We start from the raw sequence: 17,003 nt of genomic DNA, 5'->3' as shown, positions 1-17,003 counted from the left end.
ACATGACAGCAGTACGTTTGAAGGACATCAGGAAGTCCTATGGCAGCGTCAAGGTGGTCCACGGGATCGACCTGGAAATCGACGAGGGAGAGTTCGTCGTTTTCGTCGGCCCATCGGGGTGCGGCAAATCGACACTTCTGCGGATGATTGCCGGGCTCGAGGATATTTCGGGCGGCACCCTGGAGATCGGCGGTGAGGTGGTCAACGACGTTCCCCCGTCGAAACGCGGCATTGCGATGGTGTTCCAATCCTATGCGCTCTATCCGCACATGACGGTCTACGACAACATGGCGTTCGGCATGCGCATCGCGCGGGAAACAAAACAGGAGATCGACCGGCGCGTGCATGCGGCAGCGAACGTCCTGCAACTTACGGACTATCTCGACCGCCTGCCCAAGGCGCTTTCCGGCGGCCAGCGCCAGCGCGTCGCCATCGGGCGCGCGATCTGCCGCGACCCCAGGGTGTTCCTCTTCGACGAACCGCTGTCGAACCTGGACGCGGCACTTCGGGTCGCCACGCGCATCGAGATCGCCAAGCTCAGCGAAGCCATGCCCAATACCACGATGATCTATGTGACGCATGACCAGGTGGAAGCGATGACGCTCGCCGACCGCATCGTTGTCCTGTCCGGTGGCAGGATCGAGCAGGTTGGCGCCCCGATGGAGCTTTACGAGCGCCCCGCGAACCTCTTCGTCGCCAAATTCATCGGTTCGCCGGCCATGAACATCATTCCGGCCACATTAATCGGTTCCGGAGCGAAGACCACCCTGGCTCTGCCCGGGAACCGGCAGGTGACGCTCGATATCCCCACGGCGGAATCAAAAAAGGGTGCAACAGTAAGCTTCGGCGTACGGCCGGAGGACCTGACCGTTACGACTAGCGAGGATTTCATCATAGAGGGCACGATTTCGATCATCGAGGCGCTGGGCGAAGTGACGCTTCTCTATGTCGAGGTGCCGTCCAGCGAAGAGCCCCTGATTGCCAAGCTTCCTGGTAACCAGCCTTTCCAGCGCGATGAAAAGATACGCCTGACGGCCCACGCGACAAAGTTGCATGTATTCGACGCGGAGGGGAAGGCGTTGCGGTAGGCCGTGGCCGTTTTTCATTCCCCGAATACCACGATTTAAACGCTGTACTGCGTCACCATCCGCAACGGCCTGGAACAGAAAGATGGCATGGGTTTAATATGTGAAGCGGTTCCTGCGCGCCGCGCTGGCGCTCACTCTTCCAATAATCGAGAAGACCCCACACAGGCTTGACGCCTGGGCCAAGATAGGGACAAATCCGCTTCCTGCCATATCACTCTGCGAATTTGCCCAAGTCGGGCATCCCTCACTTTGTGAAAGACCGCGGAGCATGAAATCTTTCTGAGGCTTACCTTCTACATATGCTTTTAACCAATCACATCCATGTTACTAAAAAAGGAAAGCCGGGCTGTATCATGTCGTGCCTGTCGAGTGAGTCGATTACTGGGAGGTCTTTCTGAAAACAGGAATGCCCATTGTTCTCGCTGCAATCATTGCCGCGATTGCGTTTTTCTTGCTCCTTGTATGGTCCAGTCACGAAACTGATCGCGTTGCCATCGATCGGCAGGAGCGCCTTGTTGCGCTGGTTGTATCCCAGATGAGGTCCGCGGTGGCTCACGATCAGGAGAGCGTGACCGTATGGGATGACGCTTTGAAGGCGGTCAAGTCAGGCGGCTCCGAGGAGTGGATCGACCACAATCTCGGAACATGGATGCATACCTATTTCGGCCATGACGGCGCCTATATACTTAATTCCCAGGATCAAGCCGTCTATGCCTTTTCCGGCGGCCATGTCTCCGATGTGTCCGCCTATGACAAGATCGCATCCAGTGCCCTGCCCCTGGTGAAATCCTTACGGGCGAAATTGCGGGCCTCCGACACAACAGGCGTCAATGAGAAGATCCTTACACCTGGCGAAGCCGATCTTATGGTCGTCGAGGGCCACCCGGCCGTGGTCAGCGTCAAACCGATTGTTTCCGATACGGGAAATATAGAGCAGGTGCCCGGGTCGGAATATCTGCACGTCGCCGTGAGATTTCTCGATGGCCGGTTCACAACGGAACTGGGACGGGATTATCATTTTGAAGGGCTGCGGTTTTCCTGGAACAATGACCGCGCACCCAAGGAAGTCAGCTACGCGCTCAATTCCGCATCAGGTCGAACAATCGGCTATTTCATCTGGAAACCTTACCGTCCTGGATCGGCGGTCCTGGATTCCATCACCCCGATTCTGTTGGCATTGCTCGCCACCGTACTGACGACTATTGCAGCGCTCATCGCCGTTCTTCACAAGCGCTCGACAAAACTGCGGATGAGCGAAGCAAAGCTCCACCATCTCGCTCTGCACGATCCCCTCACAGGATTACCTAACCGGACGCTGTTCAACGCCAGACTGGAGCAGGCCCTGGCACGACAGCCTCGCGGCAAAAGCAAGCTGGCGGTCCTTTATCTCGACATCGACCACTTCAAACAGGTCAACGACACACTCGGTCATCCGGCTGGCGACGAACTCATCCGCGAGTTCGCCGAGCGCCTGAGAAAGCTGACGCGCGACATCGATACCGTATCGCGCATTGGCGGAGACGAATTCATCATCATCGTTTCCGACGTGACGCGGAAGGAAGATATCAGCAATCTCTGCCAGCGGATCATCGATACCATCCGACACCCGTTCGATCTCTATGGAAGCCAGATATTCGTGGGCACCAGCATAGGCGTGGCATTTGCTCCGACCGATGGGCTGGAACGGACGGAACTCACGAGAAAGGCCGATATTGCGCTCTACCACGCCAAAAGCAGCGGCCGGAGTCGATATGCGGTATTCGGCAAGGAAATGGATACTATCCTGCAGGTCCGTCGCAACATCGAACAGGATCTGCGTGCGGCCCTGCAGGCCAAAGATCAGATCCAGGTCTATTATCAGCCCATCTATTCAGCCACCGACAGGAAAATAACCGGCGTCGAGGCTTTGCTTCGATGGCACCACCCCAAGAGCGGATGGATTTCTCCGGATGTGTTCATACCGATCGCAGAGGAAGCCGGGCTCATTGAAAAACTTGGCGAACAGGTGCTGCGCGAAGCATGCACGGCAGCGATCAACTGGCCGGTCGGCACTGTCGCAGTCAATGTGTCGGCCATCGAATTGCGAAATCCGAGCTATGCGGCGGGAGTAGCTCATCTGCTTCTCTCTCTTGGCATGAACCCGCAGAAGCTCGAACTGGAGATGACGGAAAGCGCGCTGACCGACAATTCAGGACAGTGCGAACAGAATGTCAAAGCGTTACGTCAGCTGGGCGTCAGAATCGCCCTGGATGATTTTGGAACGGGATTTTCGTCGCTGAGCCGCCTTCAAAGGCTGGAAGTTGATCGTATCAAGATCGATCGCAGCTTCATCAAAGGGTTTGGAGCGGAAAGTGGCGATGAAGCAATCGTTCAGGCCATCGTTGAACTTGCGCGCGCCACCGGTTTGAAAACCACGGCTGAAGGCGTGGAAACCAAGGAACAGGGGAAACGCCTGCAGCAGATGGGGTGCGATAATCTGCAGGGGTTCCTGCTGTCCCAGCCACTTCCGGTATCCGAGTTGAACAGTCTCCTTGGCGAAGGCACGCCGTCTCACGCCGTTAAAGGCGCCATTGCAACCACCTGACCAGACAGAGCGGCCGCCGGCGGGGCAATCGTTTCTATTATTGATTGTATCATTCGGATGGAAAATTCCTGCCGCCTCGCGACCAGGCTAACGCATCTTGGCCCGCGTTCCATGCGTTCTCCCGGCGTTGCTCGCTTGATCGCGCAGGAGACAATGATGAGCGGAAAGCCGGCAGGCCGGCTCGATGTTCTTCGCCACACCCGTCGCAGTCATATTATGTCTTAAGGGCATCACCGCTGTTTCCATCTTCATGTCTCGTGATATACGTTTCCTGAAACGGAGAGCGTAATATGATCAGTGGCATCAGCGCCAAGAAAACATTGGCCTGGAAAGTGGCCGAGCAGCTTCGCGAGCAGATCGAGGGAGGCGACTACGCTCCGGCCGACAAGCTTCCAACCGAGCCGGTGCTTGTCGAGCGGTTCGGCGTGAGCCGCACCGTTATTCGCGAGGCAATAGCAACCTTGCGAGCGGACGGGCTCGTGGAATCACGCCACGGCGTCGGTGTCTTCGTGCTCGGGCCCAAGCAAACGGCGGAAACGCTGGATCTTTTTACCAATGCGACAGACAAGATTTCCGATATAATCGAGGAACTGGAGTTGCGGATCGGCATAGAAGTGGAGGCCGCAGGACTTGCCGCTCTGCGCAGTTCTCCGGCGCAGGAGGCCGAAATACAGGCTCAACTCGATATATTCGCCAAACTGGTGGCCGAGGGCCAACCCACCGACGATGCCGATTTTCGATTTCACATGGCCATAGCGACGGCAACCAACAATATCCGCTTCAAGACATTCCTCGAGCATATCGGCCGACGCATCATCCCGCGTGTTAAATTCCGGAAGGTAATGGGCGGAATCGACCCTTTGCCCAATCGGGATAACATCCTGCTGGCGGAGCACGGCGAGGTGGTGGATGCCATTCTTGCACGGGACCCCGAGCAGGCTCGCGATGCGATGCGTCGGCACTTGCTGGGCGGCATCAAACGCTATCGGGGTCTGGCCACCCGCAGGCCCGCCTGATCCAATCAGAGATTGACACACTCGCCCAAGTCATCATATGACAGTCAAGAAGACATCATATTACTTGGAGCTGAAATGTCCCCTGAAGAAATCAAATCGCGCCTCTCCTCAGGCTTGCTGTCCTTCCCCGTGACGCATTTCGGCGAAGATCTGCGCCTCAATCTGGATAGCTATCGCGAGCATGTCGGCTGGCTGTCCGGCTTCGACGCCGCAGCCCTTTTTGCCGCCGGCGGCACGGGCGAGTTCTTTTCGCTTTCGCCGGAAGAGGTGGCGGAAGTCACGAAAGCCGCCAAGGAGGTTTCCGGGGACGTTCCGATTATCTCGGGCTGCGGATATGGTGTCGAGATCGCCAGGGACATCGCCCGCCGGGCTGAAAAGGCTGGAGCGGACGGGCTCCTATTGTTGCCGCACTATCTGATAGGTGCGCCACAGGAGGGCATCTACCAGCATGTAAAGGCGGTCTGCGACTCCACCGGTCTGGGCGTCATCATATACAACCGCGCCAATTCCGTCGCCAATGCCGATACGATTGCCCGGCTTGCCGACGCCTGCCCCAATCTCATCGGCTTCAAGGACGGTACAGGCAAGGTCGAACTCGTGCGGCACGTCACCTCCAAGCTTGGCAACCGCCTTTGTTATATCGGTGGCCTGCCGACGCATGAGCTCTACGCCGAGGCGTTCAATGCGATAGGCGTCACCACCTATTCATCCGCCGTCTTCAACTTCGTGCCAGCGCTCGCACAGCGCTTCTACAAGGCGATGCGCGCCGATGATCGCCAGACGATGGCAAGCATCCTTGACACCTTCTTCTACGACTTCGCAGCGATCCGCGATCGTGAAGTCGGTTACCCGGTCTCGATCATCAAGGCAGGCGTGGAACTCACCGGACGGAGCCCGGGGCCGGTGCGCCCGCCGCTGACCGACCTCAAACCGGAGGAAAAGGCCATGCTCGCCCGGCTTATCGAAAGAGCTGAAACGATACAAAAAGCTGCGGCTTAGGACTTGCGAACAGAGCGCGTGGCGGCTTGGTCCGCCGCGCAGTTACTAATTAACGGGAGGAGAAAACATGGGAAAGACAAGCAGAATCACGATCTTCGCCACGGCGCTGATGGCTTCGACCACGTGGGCAGTATATGCCCAGGACGCGTCGAAAGCCATCAAGATCGTTTTGCCGGAGCAGCCGGCAAATCTGGAGCCCTGCGGCACGATCATCACCAATGTCGGGCAGATATTGAGCCAGAACGTAACGGAAGCCCTGACGGTCATCGACGCCAAGACCGGCCTGCCGCAGCCGAAACTGGCAACAGAATGGACCCGCGTCGATGATACGACCTGGCGCTTCAAAATCAGACCCGGCGTCAAGTTCCAGAACGGAAAGGACTTGACGGCGGAAGCCGTCGCCTTTTCCATCAAGCGTATGACGGGCGGGACGATGACCTGCAACAACATGGCCAAATTCGGCGACAGGAAGATCGAGGCGACACCCGTCGATGCCCTGACGCTCGACATCAAGTCGGACCGGCCGGAACCGATCATGCCGACACTGCTCAGCGTGGTCATGGTGGTTTCTCCCGATACGCCGGTGGACAAGCCGGTCAACGATCCGGTCGGAACCGGCCCGTTCAAACTGGCATCCTTCGACACCCAATCGGTAGCGCTTGAGCGCTTCGATGGCTACTGGGGCGCCAAGCCGGTGATCGAGAAGGCAAACTATGTCTGGCGCTCCGAATCCTCCATCCGTGCCGCGATGGTCGAAACCGGCGAAGCCGATCTGACACCCTCGATCGCGATTCAGGACGCAACCAATTCGGAGACGGATTTCGCCTATCTGAACTCGGAAACCACCGCGATCCGCATCGATATGAGCAAGCCGCCGCTCAATGATCTGCGTATCCGCAAGGCGCTCAACCTGGCTATTGATTGGGAAGGGCTGACCCAATTATTCGGCGATGATGTGAAGCGCGCCTCGCAGATGGCCGTTCCGGGCATCAACGGCCATGATGAAACCCTGAAGCCGTGGGAGTCCGATCCCGCACAGGCCGCGGCGCTGGTTGCCGAGGCGAAAGCCGCGGGCGTTCCCGTCGATAGCGAGATCACCCTGATCGGACGCAACGGGATTTATCCCAATGGGGGCGAGGCCATGGAGGCTATGGTCGCCATGTGGCGGGAGGCCGGCCTCAACGTCAAACTGACCATGCTCGATGTTGCCGACTGGATACGCTATCTCCAGAAGCCCTATCCGGAAGAGCGCGGCGCCACCCTGCTGCAGATGCAGCACGACAACAACAAGGGCGACGCGGCTTTTACCATCCCGATCTTCTATCGCTCTACGGGACAGTATGCGACCGTATCCGACCCGGCGCTCGACAAGGAGATCGACACGGCTCTTGCCACCAGCGGCGAGGACCGGGCCAAGGATTTCAAGATGATTTTCGCCAAGGCGAGAAACGATGTGGTAGCTGATATCCCGATGTATCACATGATCGGCTACACCAGGGTCGGCAAACGGCTGGATTGGCATCCAGACATCACCACCAACAGTGAAATTCCACTCGCCAATATTCAGTTGAAAAACTGAGTTCGGCCAGATCCGGCATTGAGTGCGGGCGAGATGCCCGCGCTCCCTCGCATGATCCGAAAAGTCGCAGGCTTTCGAATAGGATCAGGCGGCCAGACAAAGAGTTCCTGTTGACAATCCACAAGGCACTTCCATGCTCAGCTATATCGGCAGGCGCGCATCGCACAGCATCATCTCCGTCCTGGGCTTGCTTGCGCTTGTGTTTTTCCTGACGCGGTTGACCGGCGATCCGTCATCGCTTTTCCTGCCTCTCGATTCCACACTGGAGGCACGGCAGGCCTTCGCCAGACTACACGGTTTCGATCAACCCATTCACTGGCAGTTCCTGAACTATCTGCGCGACCTCGTCAGCCTCGACTTTGGCCAATCCGTCCGCCAGAACAGGTCAGCGATGGAGATCGCGCTTGAAGCCTTTCCGCAGACGCTCAAGCTCGCTTTCGTCGCCATGGCCCTTGCCATCGCCTTGGCCATAGTGGCCGGCTCGATTGCAGCGACCAGGCCAGGTGGGTTCTTCGACCGCATTGTCAGTCTTGTCTCCCTGACCGGCGCCAGCGCGCCCGATTTCTGGATCGCGATTGTCGGCATCCTGGTCTTCGCCGTCAGCTTCGATCTGCTGCCGACATCGGGCACCGGCAGCCTCGCACACTGGATCATGCCGGTCTTCGTGCTGGCGCTTCGCCCGTTCGGGCTTCTGGTGCAGGTCGTCCGCGGCACCATGCTGAGCGCCCTGTCGGCGCCTTATATCAAGACGGCGCGGGCCAAGGGACTTCGCCGTAAGGAAATCATCTTCGGCCACGCGCTTCGAAATTCGCTCCTGCCCGTCATCACCGTCGCCGGCGATCTGACGGCCGGCCTGGTCAATGGTGCGGTCATAGTGGAAACCGTCTTCGGCTGGCCGGGCATCGGCAAGCTGATGATCGATGCCATCATCCTACGCGATTTCGCCGTCGTCCAGTCAACCATCCTGGTGACCGCTACCGCGATCTTTGTCCTCAATATCTGCATCGATCTTCTATATGCGGTGCTCGATCCCAGAATCCGGTATTAAGATCATGACCGCCCTCATCAGCGACATCACCGTTTCTCCCCGCACCGGAAAGCTCCGGACGATCTGGAACTGCCTCAAGCGAGACAAACTCGCTTTGGCAGCCGTGATCTTTCTCCTGCTTCTCGTCATTGCAACGCTCGCAGGGCCGCCGCTCATCGGCGATCTCGCAACCAAGCTGGGATTGCGGCAGCGCAATCTCGCACCCTTTTCGTTCCAGCACGACTGGATCTATTTCCTCGGCGCAGACACGCTCGGGCGTCCGATCATCGCGCGCCTCGTCGTCGGCGCGCAGAATACGCTGGGTATCGCCTTTGCGGCCGTGCTGTGCTCGATGCTGACCGGCGGCATTCTGGGACTGATCGCCGGCTACAGCGAACGCTGGTACAGCCAGATCATCCAGCGTCTGGCAGACGTCGTCATGAGCTTTCCGTCGCTGCTTCTCGCGCTGATCGTGCTCTACACGCTGGGCCCGAGCATCACCAATCTGGTGATTGTCCTGGCGTTCACCCGCATGCCTATCTATCTGCGCACAACGCGGGCCGAGGTGCTGGAACTTCGCGAGCGCATGTTCGTCAGCGCCGCCATATCGATGGGGGCCAGTCCCTTGCGGATCGTGGTGCGCCACATCGCGCCCCTCGTCCTTCCCACGCTCCTGACGATAGCGGCGCTCGATTTCGCCACGGTGATCCTGGCTGAATCCTCGCTCAGCTTCCTCGGCCTCGGCATCCAGCCGCCGGATTTCACCTGGGGCGCCATGGTGGCAAACGGCCGCGGTTATCTTGCCAACGCCTGGTGGATCTCGTTTTGGCCTGGTCTTGTCATATTGCTTACGACCCTGTCGCTCAACCTCCTGTCCAGTTGGGCCAGAACGTTTGCCGACCCGCAGCAGCGCTGGCGCCTGCAGAGCCTGAGAAAGACACCGCGATGAGCCCGACAAGCAAGAGCACCTCCCCTCTTCTGACGGTCGAAAACCTGACGGTCGATTTTCTTTCGGACGAGAGCCCGGTGCGGGCCGTCAACGCGGTGTCCTTCGACGTCAGCCGTGGTGAAACGCTTGTCATCCTGGGCGAAAGCGGCTCGGGAAAAAGCGTCAGCACCAGCGCCGTCATGGATTTGATCGACCAGCCGCCCGGCGATATCGTCAGCGGCCGCATTTCCTTCGACGGCGCCCCCATCGGCAATCTGCGCGGAGAGCCGCGTCGGCTGATCAACGGCCAGAAGATCGCGATGATCTTCCAGGACCCGTTGGCCTATCTCAACCCGGTCTACACGGTTGGGCGCCAGATCGTCGAAATCTTCGCGTGCCATGGCGTCGCCAGCGGCAAGGAGGCCCGCGAGCGGAGCATCGAATTGTTGCGGCGGGTCGGTATTCCCGAACCCGATACGCGGATCGACCAATATCCGCATCAGTTTTCCGGCGGTCAGCGGCAGCGGGTGATGATCGCGATGGCCATTGCGCTGAAACCGGACCTCCTGATCGCGGACGAACCGACGACGGCACTCGACGTCAGCGTCCAGGCGCAGATTCTCGATCTGCTGCGCGATCTCCAGAACGAAACCGGCATGGCGCTTATCCTGATCACCCATGACCTGGAAGTCGCCGCCTCGATGGCCGACCGTGTTATCGTCATGAACCGCGGTGAAATCGTCGAAGCTGGTGTCGCAAGGGACGTTTTCACCTCGCCGCGTCACGCCTATACAAAAAAGCTGATTTCCGCCTTGCCTCATGGCGATACGGCGGAAGGCGGCAACCGGCGATCGACGATACCGTCGGGCGAAACCGTGCTGAAGGTGGAGAACCTGACCAAGGAATATCTCTTTTCCCAAGGGCTTTTTGGCAAGAAACAGTCGTTTCGTGCCGTCAATGATGTGAATTTCGAAATCAGAAAGGGAGAGACGCTCGGCATTGTCGGTGAGTCCGGTTCAGGCAAGTCGAGTGTGGCGCGGATGCTTCTGCGGCTGACCGAACCGACAGCTGGCAGGGCGATATTCGCCGGCGAAGACATATTTTCCATGAACCAGGCCCGCTTGCTGGCTTTCCGCCGCAAGGTCCAGATGGTGTTTCAAGATCCATATGGTTCGATGAACCCGCGCATGAGCGTCCACGCGATCATATCGGAACCCTGGGCCATTCATGGCGATATCCTGCCCCAAGCCCGATGGAAGGACCGTGTGGTCGAACTCCTGGAGCTTGTCGGTCTCAACCCCGAACATGTGGATCGTTATCCGCACCAGTTTTCCGGCGGGCAGCGACAACGAATTGCAATCGCACGCGCGCTCGCCAGCGAGCCCGACCTGATCATCTGCGACGAAGCCGTTTCGGCGCTCGACGTGTCCATCCAGGCTCAGATCATCGATTTGCTGGCAGACCTTAGAACCCGTCTCGGACTTTCCTATATCTTCATCACCCATGATCTGCCAATCGTCCGGCATTTCGCTGACAGAATAGTCGTCATGAAACAGGGGGAGATTGTCGAGGACGGTTCGACATCGGCGATATTCGCAAATCCGGTGCATCCCTACACGCAAAGCTTGCTCGAAGCGACGCCAGTCCCTAAGTGGATGGCAGTCAGAGCGCCGCGTCCAACGGGACGCGCACGAGACGCCCTGACACTTTGAAATTCTGGCGAACCGTTAACGCGGTCGCGTGAAGACGTAACAAGGAAGAGTGCAGAATGACATTGTCTGGAGAATTGCTGATTGGCGGAACCGCACGGCGCGGACAATCCGGGGAAATCTTCGGCTATGACGCCGCAACCGGCGAAAAACTGCCCGGATCCTTCGGCGGCGCATCTGCCTCCGATCTGGAAGAAGCAGCGGCGCTTGCCTGGGAAGCGTTTGCAAAGTTCCGGGAAACCGGCCTTGAGGAACGGGCCGTCTTTCTCGAGACGATCGCAGAACAGGTTTTGTCGACCGGCGAGCCATTGGTGGAGCGGGCGATGGCGGAAACGGGCCTGCCGCGCGGCCGCATCGAGGGCGAGCGCATGCGCACCGTCATTCAGCTGCGGATGTTTGCCGCTGAGGTAAGGCGCGGTGCGTTCCAGGAACTGCGGCTCGATCCGGCCGACCCTGAGCGCAAGCCCGCGCCGAAGCCGGACCTGCGCCTGCGCAACATCGCGCTTGGACCGGTTGCTGTGTTCGGCGCCTCGAATTTCCCCCTCGCCTTTTCTGTCGCTGGCGGTGATACGGCTTCGGCGCTGGCTGCAGGATGCCCGGTTATCGTCAAGGCGCATTCCGCGCATCCCGGAACGTCCGAAATCGTCGGGCGCGCCGTTCAGCGTGCTGTTGAAATCTGCGGTCTGCCAGCCGGCACCTTCGCGCTGCTGTTCGATGCAGGACGTGAAATCGGTCAAGGCCTTGTCGCCGACAAGCGCATCCGTGCGGTCGGCTTCACCGGCTCGCGGACGGGCGGTACGGCGCTGATGAAGATCGCAGCCAGCCGCGCCCAGCCCATCCCGGTCTATGCCGAGATGAGCAGCATCAACCCGGTCATCCTCCTGCCGCAAGCGCTGCGCTCGCGGGCAGCCGAGATCGGCCGCGCATTCGTTGGCTCCCTGACGCTCGGCGCAGGCCAGTTCTGCACCAATCCGGGCCTCATCCTGGCCTTGGAAGGTGACGGTCTGGATACATTCGTGCAAGCAGCCAGCGAAGCACTGGCGCAGGCCTCGGCGCAGACGATGCTCACCGGCGGTATTTGCCAGTCCTACAAGAACGGCGTCGCCAAATTGCAAGGTCACGCAAAGGTGCGGCAGGTCGCCCTCGGCCTTGAAGGCACAGGGCAACAGGCCAGTGCGGCGCTCTTCGAGGTATCGGCTGCTGATTTCCTCGCCGACCGGCATCTCCAGGACGAAATCTTCGGCGCAGCCTCGCTCGTCGTTCGCTGCGGCAGCGAGGCGGAACTCGACAAGGTTCTCCAGGTGCTGGAAGGCCAGTTGACGGTCGCTCTCCACATGGCTGAAGGCGATGAAGGAATAGCGCAAAGGCTGCTGCCGGAACTCGAACTCATGGCTGGACGCGTCCTTGTCAACGGCTTCGGCACCGGCGTCGAGGTCTCGCCCGCAATGGTGCATGGCGGCCCCTACCCCGCCACATCGGATGGCCGTTCGACTTCCGTCGGAACATTGGCGATTTACCGCTTCCTGCGGCCGGTCTGCTATCAGGACTTCCCGCAGTCGCTTCTGCCGAAGCCTCTGGGATCGCTTTAAACATTGAACCCGGGCCGGATGGACGATCGTCTATCTGGCCCGGGATTTCAAAGCTTTCCGCAATCACCCTCGACATATCTTTGCGGATGCTAGATTTCGCGTGCCGGGGACCGGCCTGCGAACAGGTCGCTGTGATTGCGGACCAGCTTCGTGATCCGATCGACCACCGTTCTGATCTCCCGCCTGTGCCGGTCGTCATTGTTCATGACAATCCATTGATTGTGCCGCAAGGCATTGATCTCGTCGCCTACACGCTCCAGCCCTTCGTCCTGATCCGCGACAAAACAGGGCAGCACCGCAACCCCCGCACCCCCAAGCACCAGGTCCCGCAGCGACCGCGGTCGACTCACCGCCACCGCTATCCGGCTTGCATGCTCCTGATGGGGATAGCGCAGATAGGCTGAAATCGCCTGCTCCTCCGCAACCGCCACCCACCGATCATCAACCGAAGCGTGGGCGCTACGAGCCCGATAGGCGGCATAAGCCACCTCGCCGAGCCGTCGCGAAGCCAAATTCTGCTCTTCCGGTTCGAACGCGCGGATGCCTATATCGCTTTCCCTATGGGCAAGGCTCGCGCGCTGCTCGGCGATGAACAGATCGATGCGGAAATCGTCCCGCTCACTTCTGATCGCCGTGAAATTCCTCGATATCCACCAGGCAAGCCATGTTCCACAGGCGATCCTCACGAGGGGAGTGCCGACGCCCTCCTCCCGCCAATTCTGGATCCGGCGGGCGGCGCCTTCCATTTCAAGGATCTGGTCAAAGAGCATCGACCCGTCAGTTGTCAGCCGATAGCCCGTCTGGCTTCGTACAAAAAGGGGACGCCCGATACCGGCCTCAAGCTCCAGCATCCGCCGCCCGATCGTAGCGGGGCTGAGGCCGCTGACAGCGGTCGCGCCAGTAAGGCCGCCATGGCGCGCCACCTGCATGAACAGCTCATAGGTATCCCAGCCGACGTTTTTCATCACTGAAAAACATAGCGCATTTCGCGCTGTTCAGGAAATGGAAAAATCCCGGTAATTAAAGGGACAGCTTTTCATTTCCAGAGGTTTGTCATGTATGAAGCGATATCAGCCCTCATAGCCGGAAATTTACCCAAGGACGCAAGCCAGCGCAGCCGGCGGCAGGAGGAAGACCGGTTCTACGAAGAGTGCGGAACGCCGCTGCCCCGGGTGCTGACGGCATTCTTGCGCACCCTCTCGAATGCGCTCCGTCGCCGCGGCGACTAGGTTCCTTACCGCGCGAGCCATCCGCCATCGACGGGGATCACCGCGCCATGAACATAGCGCGCCGCCTTCGATGACAGGAACACCGCTGCGCCGCCGATATCGGATGCCTCGCCCCAGCGTCCGGCCGGGATGCGCTTGAGGATATCGTCATTGCGCTGTTGGTCGGCGCGAAGCGCCTCGGTGTTATTGGTGGATATATAACCAGGCGCAATGGCGTTGACATTGATGCCCTTGCCCGCCCATTCGCAAGCAAGCAGCTTCGTCAGCCCTGCGATCCCACTTTTCGAGGCTGTGTAGGAAGCAACACGGATGCCTCCCTGGAAGGACAGCATCGAGGCGATGTTGATGATCGTGCCCTCCGCCTTGCTATTCAGAATTGGGCGAGCAAACGTCTGGCACAGGAAGAACACCGACTTCAAATTAACGTCCATCACATCGTCCCAGTCGGCTTCGGTGAAATCCAACGCATCCGCGCGGCGGATGATGCCGGCATTGTTGACCAGAATGTCGATAGGCCCGTGCGTCTCGGCTGCGCGCTCGAACGCCTTAATGGCAGCGTCCTTGTCGGCGAAATCGGTCAGGCACTCGAACCCCGTCGCGCCCGCCTCCTTCAGCTTGGCCAATGTACCGGCCATGGACGAACGACCGGCGCAGATCACCTGCGCGCCGGCTTCACCGAGGGAAAGCGCGATTGCCTGTCCGATGCCGGTATTCGCTCCGGTGACGAAGGCGCGACGGCCTGAAAGGTCGAAGAGACCGCTCACTGCAGATCCTCCATCTTCACCATGTCGACGTCACGATAATCCATGTTGTCGCCTGCCATCGCCCAGATGAAGGTGTAGGACGCGGTACCCGCACCGCAATGCACCGACCAGCCGGGCGAAAGGATCGCCTGCTCGTTCTTCACGACGAGATGGCGGGTTTCCGAGGGCTCTCCCATGAAATGGAAAACGCGCTGATCCTCCGGCAGGTCAAAATAGAGATAGGCCTCCGAACGCCTGTCATGAACATGCGCCGGCATCGTGTTCCAGACGGAGCCCCCTGCGAGCTTGGTCATGCCGACAACGAGCTGGCAGGATTCCATCACGTCAGGGTGAACGAACTGGAATATCGAGCGCTCGTTGGACGTCGCCCGGTCGCCGAGGTCAAGGCGCTTGGCATCGGCGATGCGCACCAGCCGCGTCGGCAAGGCGCGATGAGCGGGCGCTGAAAGGATATAAAAACGCGCGCCCTTGCCCGAGAAGATCAGCGCGCCAGCGCCCATGCCGACATAGAGCATGTCGCGATTGCCGAGCGCATGATCCGTACCGCCGACGGAAATCGTGCCCTCGTCGCCAACATTGACAATGACCGCCTCACGGCGATCGAGGAAACCCGGCGTGCCGGTTTCCTTGGCGGCCTTGAGTTCCAGCGCGTTTGCATCCGGCACTGCGCCGCCGACGATCATGCGGTCGAGGTGGCTGTAGACAAGGTTGATCCTCCCCTCGATGAAAAGATCCTCCATCAGGAATTCCTTGCGGAGCGCCGCCGTGTCGAGCGTTTTGGCATGGCGCGGATCGATAGCCTGCCGTATTTCGGTTTTCAGCATCTCTGCCTCCTCGTATGTATGGATGTATGATTGAATAAGATCAGAGGAAATCGTCGCGACGCGGGGTGAACATGTCGATCAGCGTCCCCGGCTCGATGGCCCTGCAGGAATGCACCGCATTCGACGGCACGATCAGCGTGTCGCCCGCCGCGATCATGTGCACCACGCCATCGATGGTGAATTCGAAACGGCCTTCGCGCACATAGGTCGCCTGGATATGGGGGTGATGGTGCGGCGCGCCGAACCCGTCAGGGCCGAAGCGGAACTCCACAAGCATCACCTCCGGTGTGTGGGAAAGCACGCGACGGCTTACTGCTTCCCCTGTCTGGACCCATGGAAGCGGGTTTTGTCGATCTGTCATTTCATACCTCGTATCAATGAAAGAGTTTTGGCAGCCACAGGGACAGCGCCGGGATATAGGTGACCAGCATCAGCACGGCGAGAGCGGCGCCATAGAACGGCCAGATGGTGCGCACCGCCTCCCATATCCCGATCTTGCCCACGGCGCAGCCGACGAAGAGCACCGCGCCCACCGGGGGCGTGCAGAGGCCAATACCGAGATTGAGAATAAGGATGACGCCGAAATGCACCGGATCCATGCCGTAGGCCTGCACGACCGGCAGAAAGATCGGCGTGGTGATGATGATCAGCGGCGACATATCCATGAAAGTGCCCAGGAAGAGCAGCATCACATTGATCAACAGGAAGATGACGAGCGGCTCGGTTGAGATCGACTGCATGAAGGCGATCATCGCCGCCGGCACGCGCAGGAAAGCGAGCAGCCAGCCGAAGGACGCCGCGCAGCCGATGATGAGCAGCACCATAGCCGTGGTCCGCACCGCGCTCATCGTCGCTTCGGCGAAATCGGAAAGCGACATGGAACGGTAGACCGTCACTGTGATCAGCGCGGCATAAAGGATGGCGATGCAGGAGCTTTCCGTCGCCGTGAAAACACCGGATCGCACACCGCCGAAGATGATGCCGATAAGGATCAGCCCCGGAATGGCAGCAACCGCAAATTGCGCCACGGCCACCCAGCCCGGAAACTGCGCGAGCGGGTAACCGCGACGCTTCGCGACAACCCAGGCCGCGGCCATCAGACCGGCCGCGAGCAGCAGCCCGGGTATGATGCCGGCAGTGAAGAGATCGGCGATCGAAATCATGCCGCCTGCCGAAATCGAATAGATGATCATATTGTGCGAAGGCGGGATCATCAGTGCGATGATGGCGCTGGTCACGGTGATGTTGACGGCGTAGTCGACCCCATAGCCGCGCGCCTTCATCTGAGGGATCATCAGGCCGCCGATGGCCGAGGCGTCCGCCACGGCGGAGCCGGATATGCCGCCGAACAACGTCGAGGCGGCGATGTTCACCTGCCCCAATCCACCGCGAAAATGTCCGAACATCGAGCCCGCGAAAGCGACCAGGCGCTGCGCGATGCCACCCCGCACCATGAGATCGCCGGCATAAATGAAGAAGGGGATCGCCAATAGCGCAAAGCTGCTGACGCCGGCATTCATGCGCTGGAAGACGATCACGGGCGGAATGCCGAGATAGATCACGGTGAGGAAGGAGGCGATCCCCAGGCAGAACGCGATAGGCGTGCCGATCAGAAGAAGCGCGACGAAGGATCCGAAAAGAACTGTCAGTGCCATTGATATTAATCC

Annotated in this window: 14 protein-coding genes; 9 read left to right on the top strand and 5 right to left on the bottom strand. The window is 59.5% G+C overall.

Features of this window, described 5'->3' with window-relative positions:
• Positions 1-2: 2 nt before the first annotated feature.
• The 9 genes from DUT91_RS19890 (at position 3) to DUT91_RS19850 (ending at position 12,519) form a co-directional block, all read left to right on the top strand.
• Complete coding sequence (locus DUT91_RS19890) at positions 3-1,088, top strand: ABC transporter ATP-binding protein (RefSeq protein ID WP_114442242.1); 1,086 nt, start codon at positions 3-5, stop codon at positions 1,086-1,088.
• Between the two features lie 406 nt (positions 1,089-1,494).
• On the top strand, positions 1,495-3,672 hold the full coding sequence (locus DUT91_RS19885; protein ID WP_114442241.1) for a bifunctional diguanylate cyclase/phosphodiesterase: 2,178 nt from the start codon (positions 1,495-1,497) through the stop codon (positions 3,670-3,672).
• Between the two features lie 290 nt (positions 3,673-3,962).
• The gene (locus tag DUT91_RS19880; RefSeq protein WP_114442240.1) at positions 3,963-4,688 is read left to right on the top strand and encodes a FadR/GntR family transcriptional regulator; all 726 of its coding nucleotides are present in this window, start codon (positions 3,963-3,965) and stop codon (positions 4,686-4,688) included.
• Between the two features lie 75 nt (positions 4,689-4,763).
• On the top strand, positions 4,764-5,687 hold the full coding sequence (gene kdgD / locus DUT91_RS19875) for a 5-dehydro-4-deoxyglucarate dehydratase (RefSeq protein WP_114442239.1): 924 nt from the start codon (positions 4,764-4,766) through the stop codon (positions 5,685-5,687).
• A 67-nt stretch (positions 5,688-5,754) separates the two neighbouring features.
• Positions 5,755-7,266: an ABC transporter substrate-binding protein gene (locus DUT91_RS19870; RefSeq protein WP_114442238.1), complete on the top strand. Its 1,512-nt coding sequence runs from the start codon at positions 5,755-5,757 to the stop codon at positions 7,264-7,266.
• A gap of 133 nt (positions 7,267-7,399) precedes the next feature.
• On the top strand, positions 7,400-8,314 hold the full coding sequence (locus tag DUT91_RS19865; protein WP_114442237.1) for an ABC transporter permease: 915 nt from the start codon (positions 7,400-7,402) through the stop codon (positions 8,312-8,314).
• 4 nt (positions 8,315-8,318) lie between these two features.
• Positions 8,319-9,242, top strand: a complete 924-nt coding sequence (locus DUT91_RS19860) for an ABC transporter permease (RefSeq protein ID WP_114442236.1) — start codon at positions 8,319-8,321, stop codon at positions 9,240-9,242.
• Positions 9,239-10,933: an ABC transporter ATP-binding protein gene (locus DUT91_RS19855; protein WP_114442235.1), complete on the top strand. Its 1,695-nt coding sequence runs from the start codon at positions 9,239-9,241 to the stop codon at positions 10,931-10,933. The genes DUT91_RS19860 and DUT91_RS19855 overlap by 4 nt, the downstream gene beginning before the upstream one ends.
• A 56-nt stretch (positions 10,934-10,989) precedes the next feature.
• A complete protein-coding gene (locus DUT91_RS19850) occupies positions 10,990-12,519 on the top strand; it encodes an aldehyde dehydrogenase (NADP(+)) (protein ID WP_114442234.1) in 1,530 nt (509 codons plus the stop codon).
• A gap of 89 nt (positions 12,520-12,608) precedes the next feature.
• On the opposite strand, the gene DUT91_RS19845 is transcribed toward DUT91_RS19850, so the two are convergent.
• The 5 genes from DUT91_RS19845 to DUT91_RS19825 form a co-directional block, all read right to left on the bottom strand.
• The gene (locus tag DUT91_RS19845) at positions 12,609-13,484 is read right to left on the bottom strand and encodes a LysR family transcriptional regulator (protein ID WP_114442233.1); all 876 of its coding nucleotides are present in this window, start codon (positions 13,482-13,484) and stop codon (positions 12,609-12,611) included.
• Positions 13,485-13,753: 269 nt separating this feature from the next.
• Positions 13,754-14,512: a 2-dehydro-3-deoxy-D-gluconate 5-dehydrogenase KduD gene (gene kduD, locus DUT91_RS19840; RefSeq protein ID WP_114442232.1), complete on the bottom strand. Its 759-nt coding sequence runs from the start codon at positions 14,510-14,512 to the stop codon at positions 13,754-13,756.
• Positions 14,509-15,336, bottom strand: coding sequence for a 5-dehydro-4-deoxy-D-glucuronate isomerase (kduI, locus tag DUT91_RS19835; protein WP_114442231.1), 828 nt, complete (start codon positions 15,334-15,336; stop codon positions 14,509-14,511). Before kduI ends, kduD begins: the two co-directional genes overlap by 4 nt.
• A 40-nt stretch (positions 15,337-15,376) precedes the next feature.
• Positions 15,377-15,697: a cupin domain-containing protein gene (locus DUT91_RS19830; protein WP_114442230.1), complete on the bottom strand. Its 321-nt coding sequence runs from the start codon at positions 15,695-15,697 to the stop codon at positions 15,377-15,379.
• 13 nt (positions 15,698-15,710) lie between these two features.
• On the bottom strand, positions 15,711-16,991 hold the full coding sequence (locus tag DUT91_RS19825) for a TRAP transporter large permease (RefSeq protein ID WP_114442229.1): 1,281 nt from the start codon (positions 16,989-16,991) through the stop codon (positions 15,711-15,713).
• Positions 16,992-17,003: the final 12 nt, after the last annotated feature.

The sequence above is a fragment of the Paramesorhizobium salinisoli genome (assembly GCF_003335045.1).
Taxonomy (GTDB): Bacteria; Pseudomonadota; Alphaproteobacteria; order Rhizobiales; family Rhizobiaceae; genus Paramesorhizobium; species Paramesorhizobium salinisoli.
Note: the sequence above shows the minus strand (reverse complement) of the source record. Positions and strands in the feature narration are given on the sequence as shown.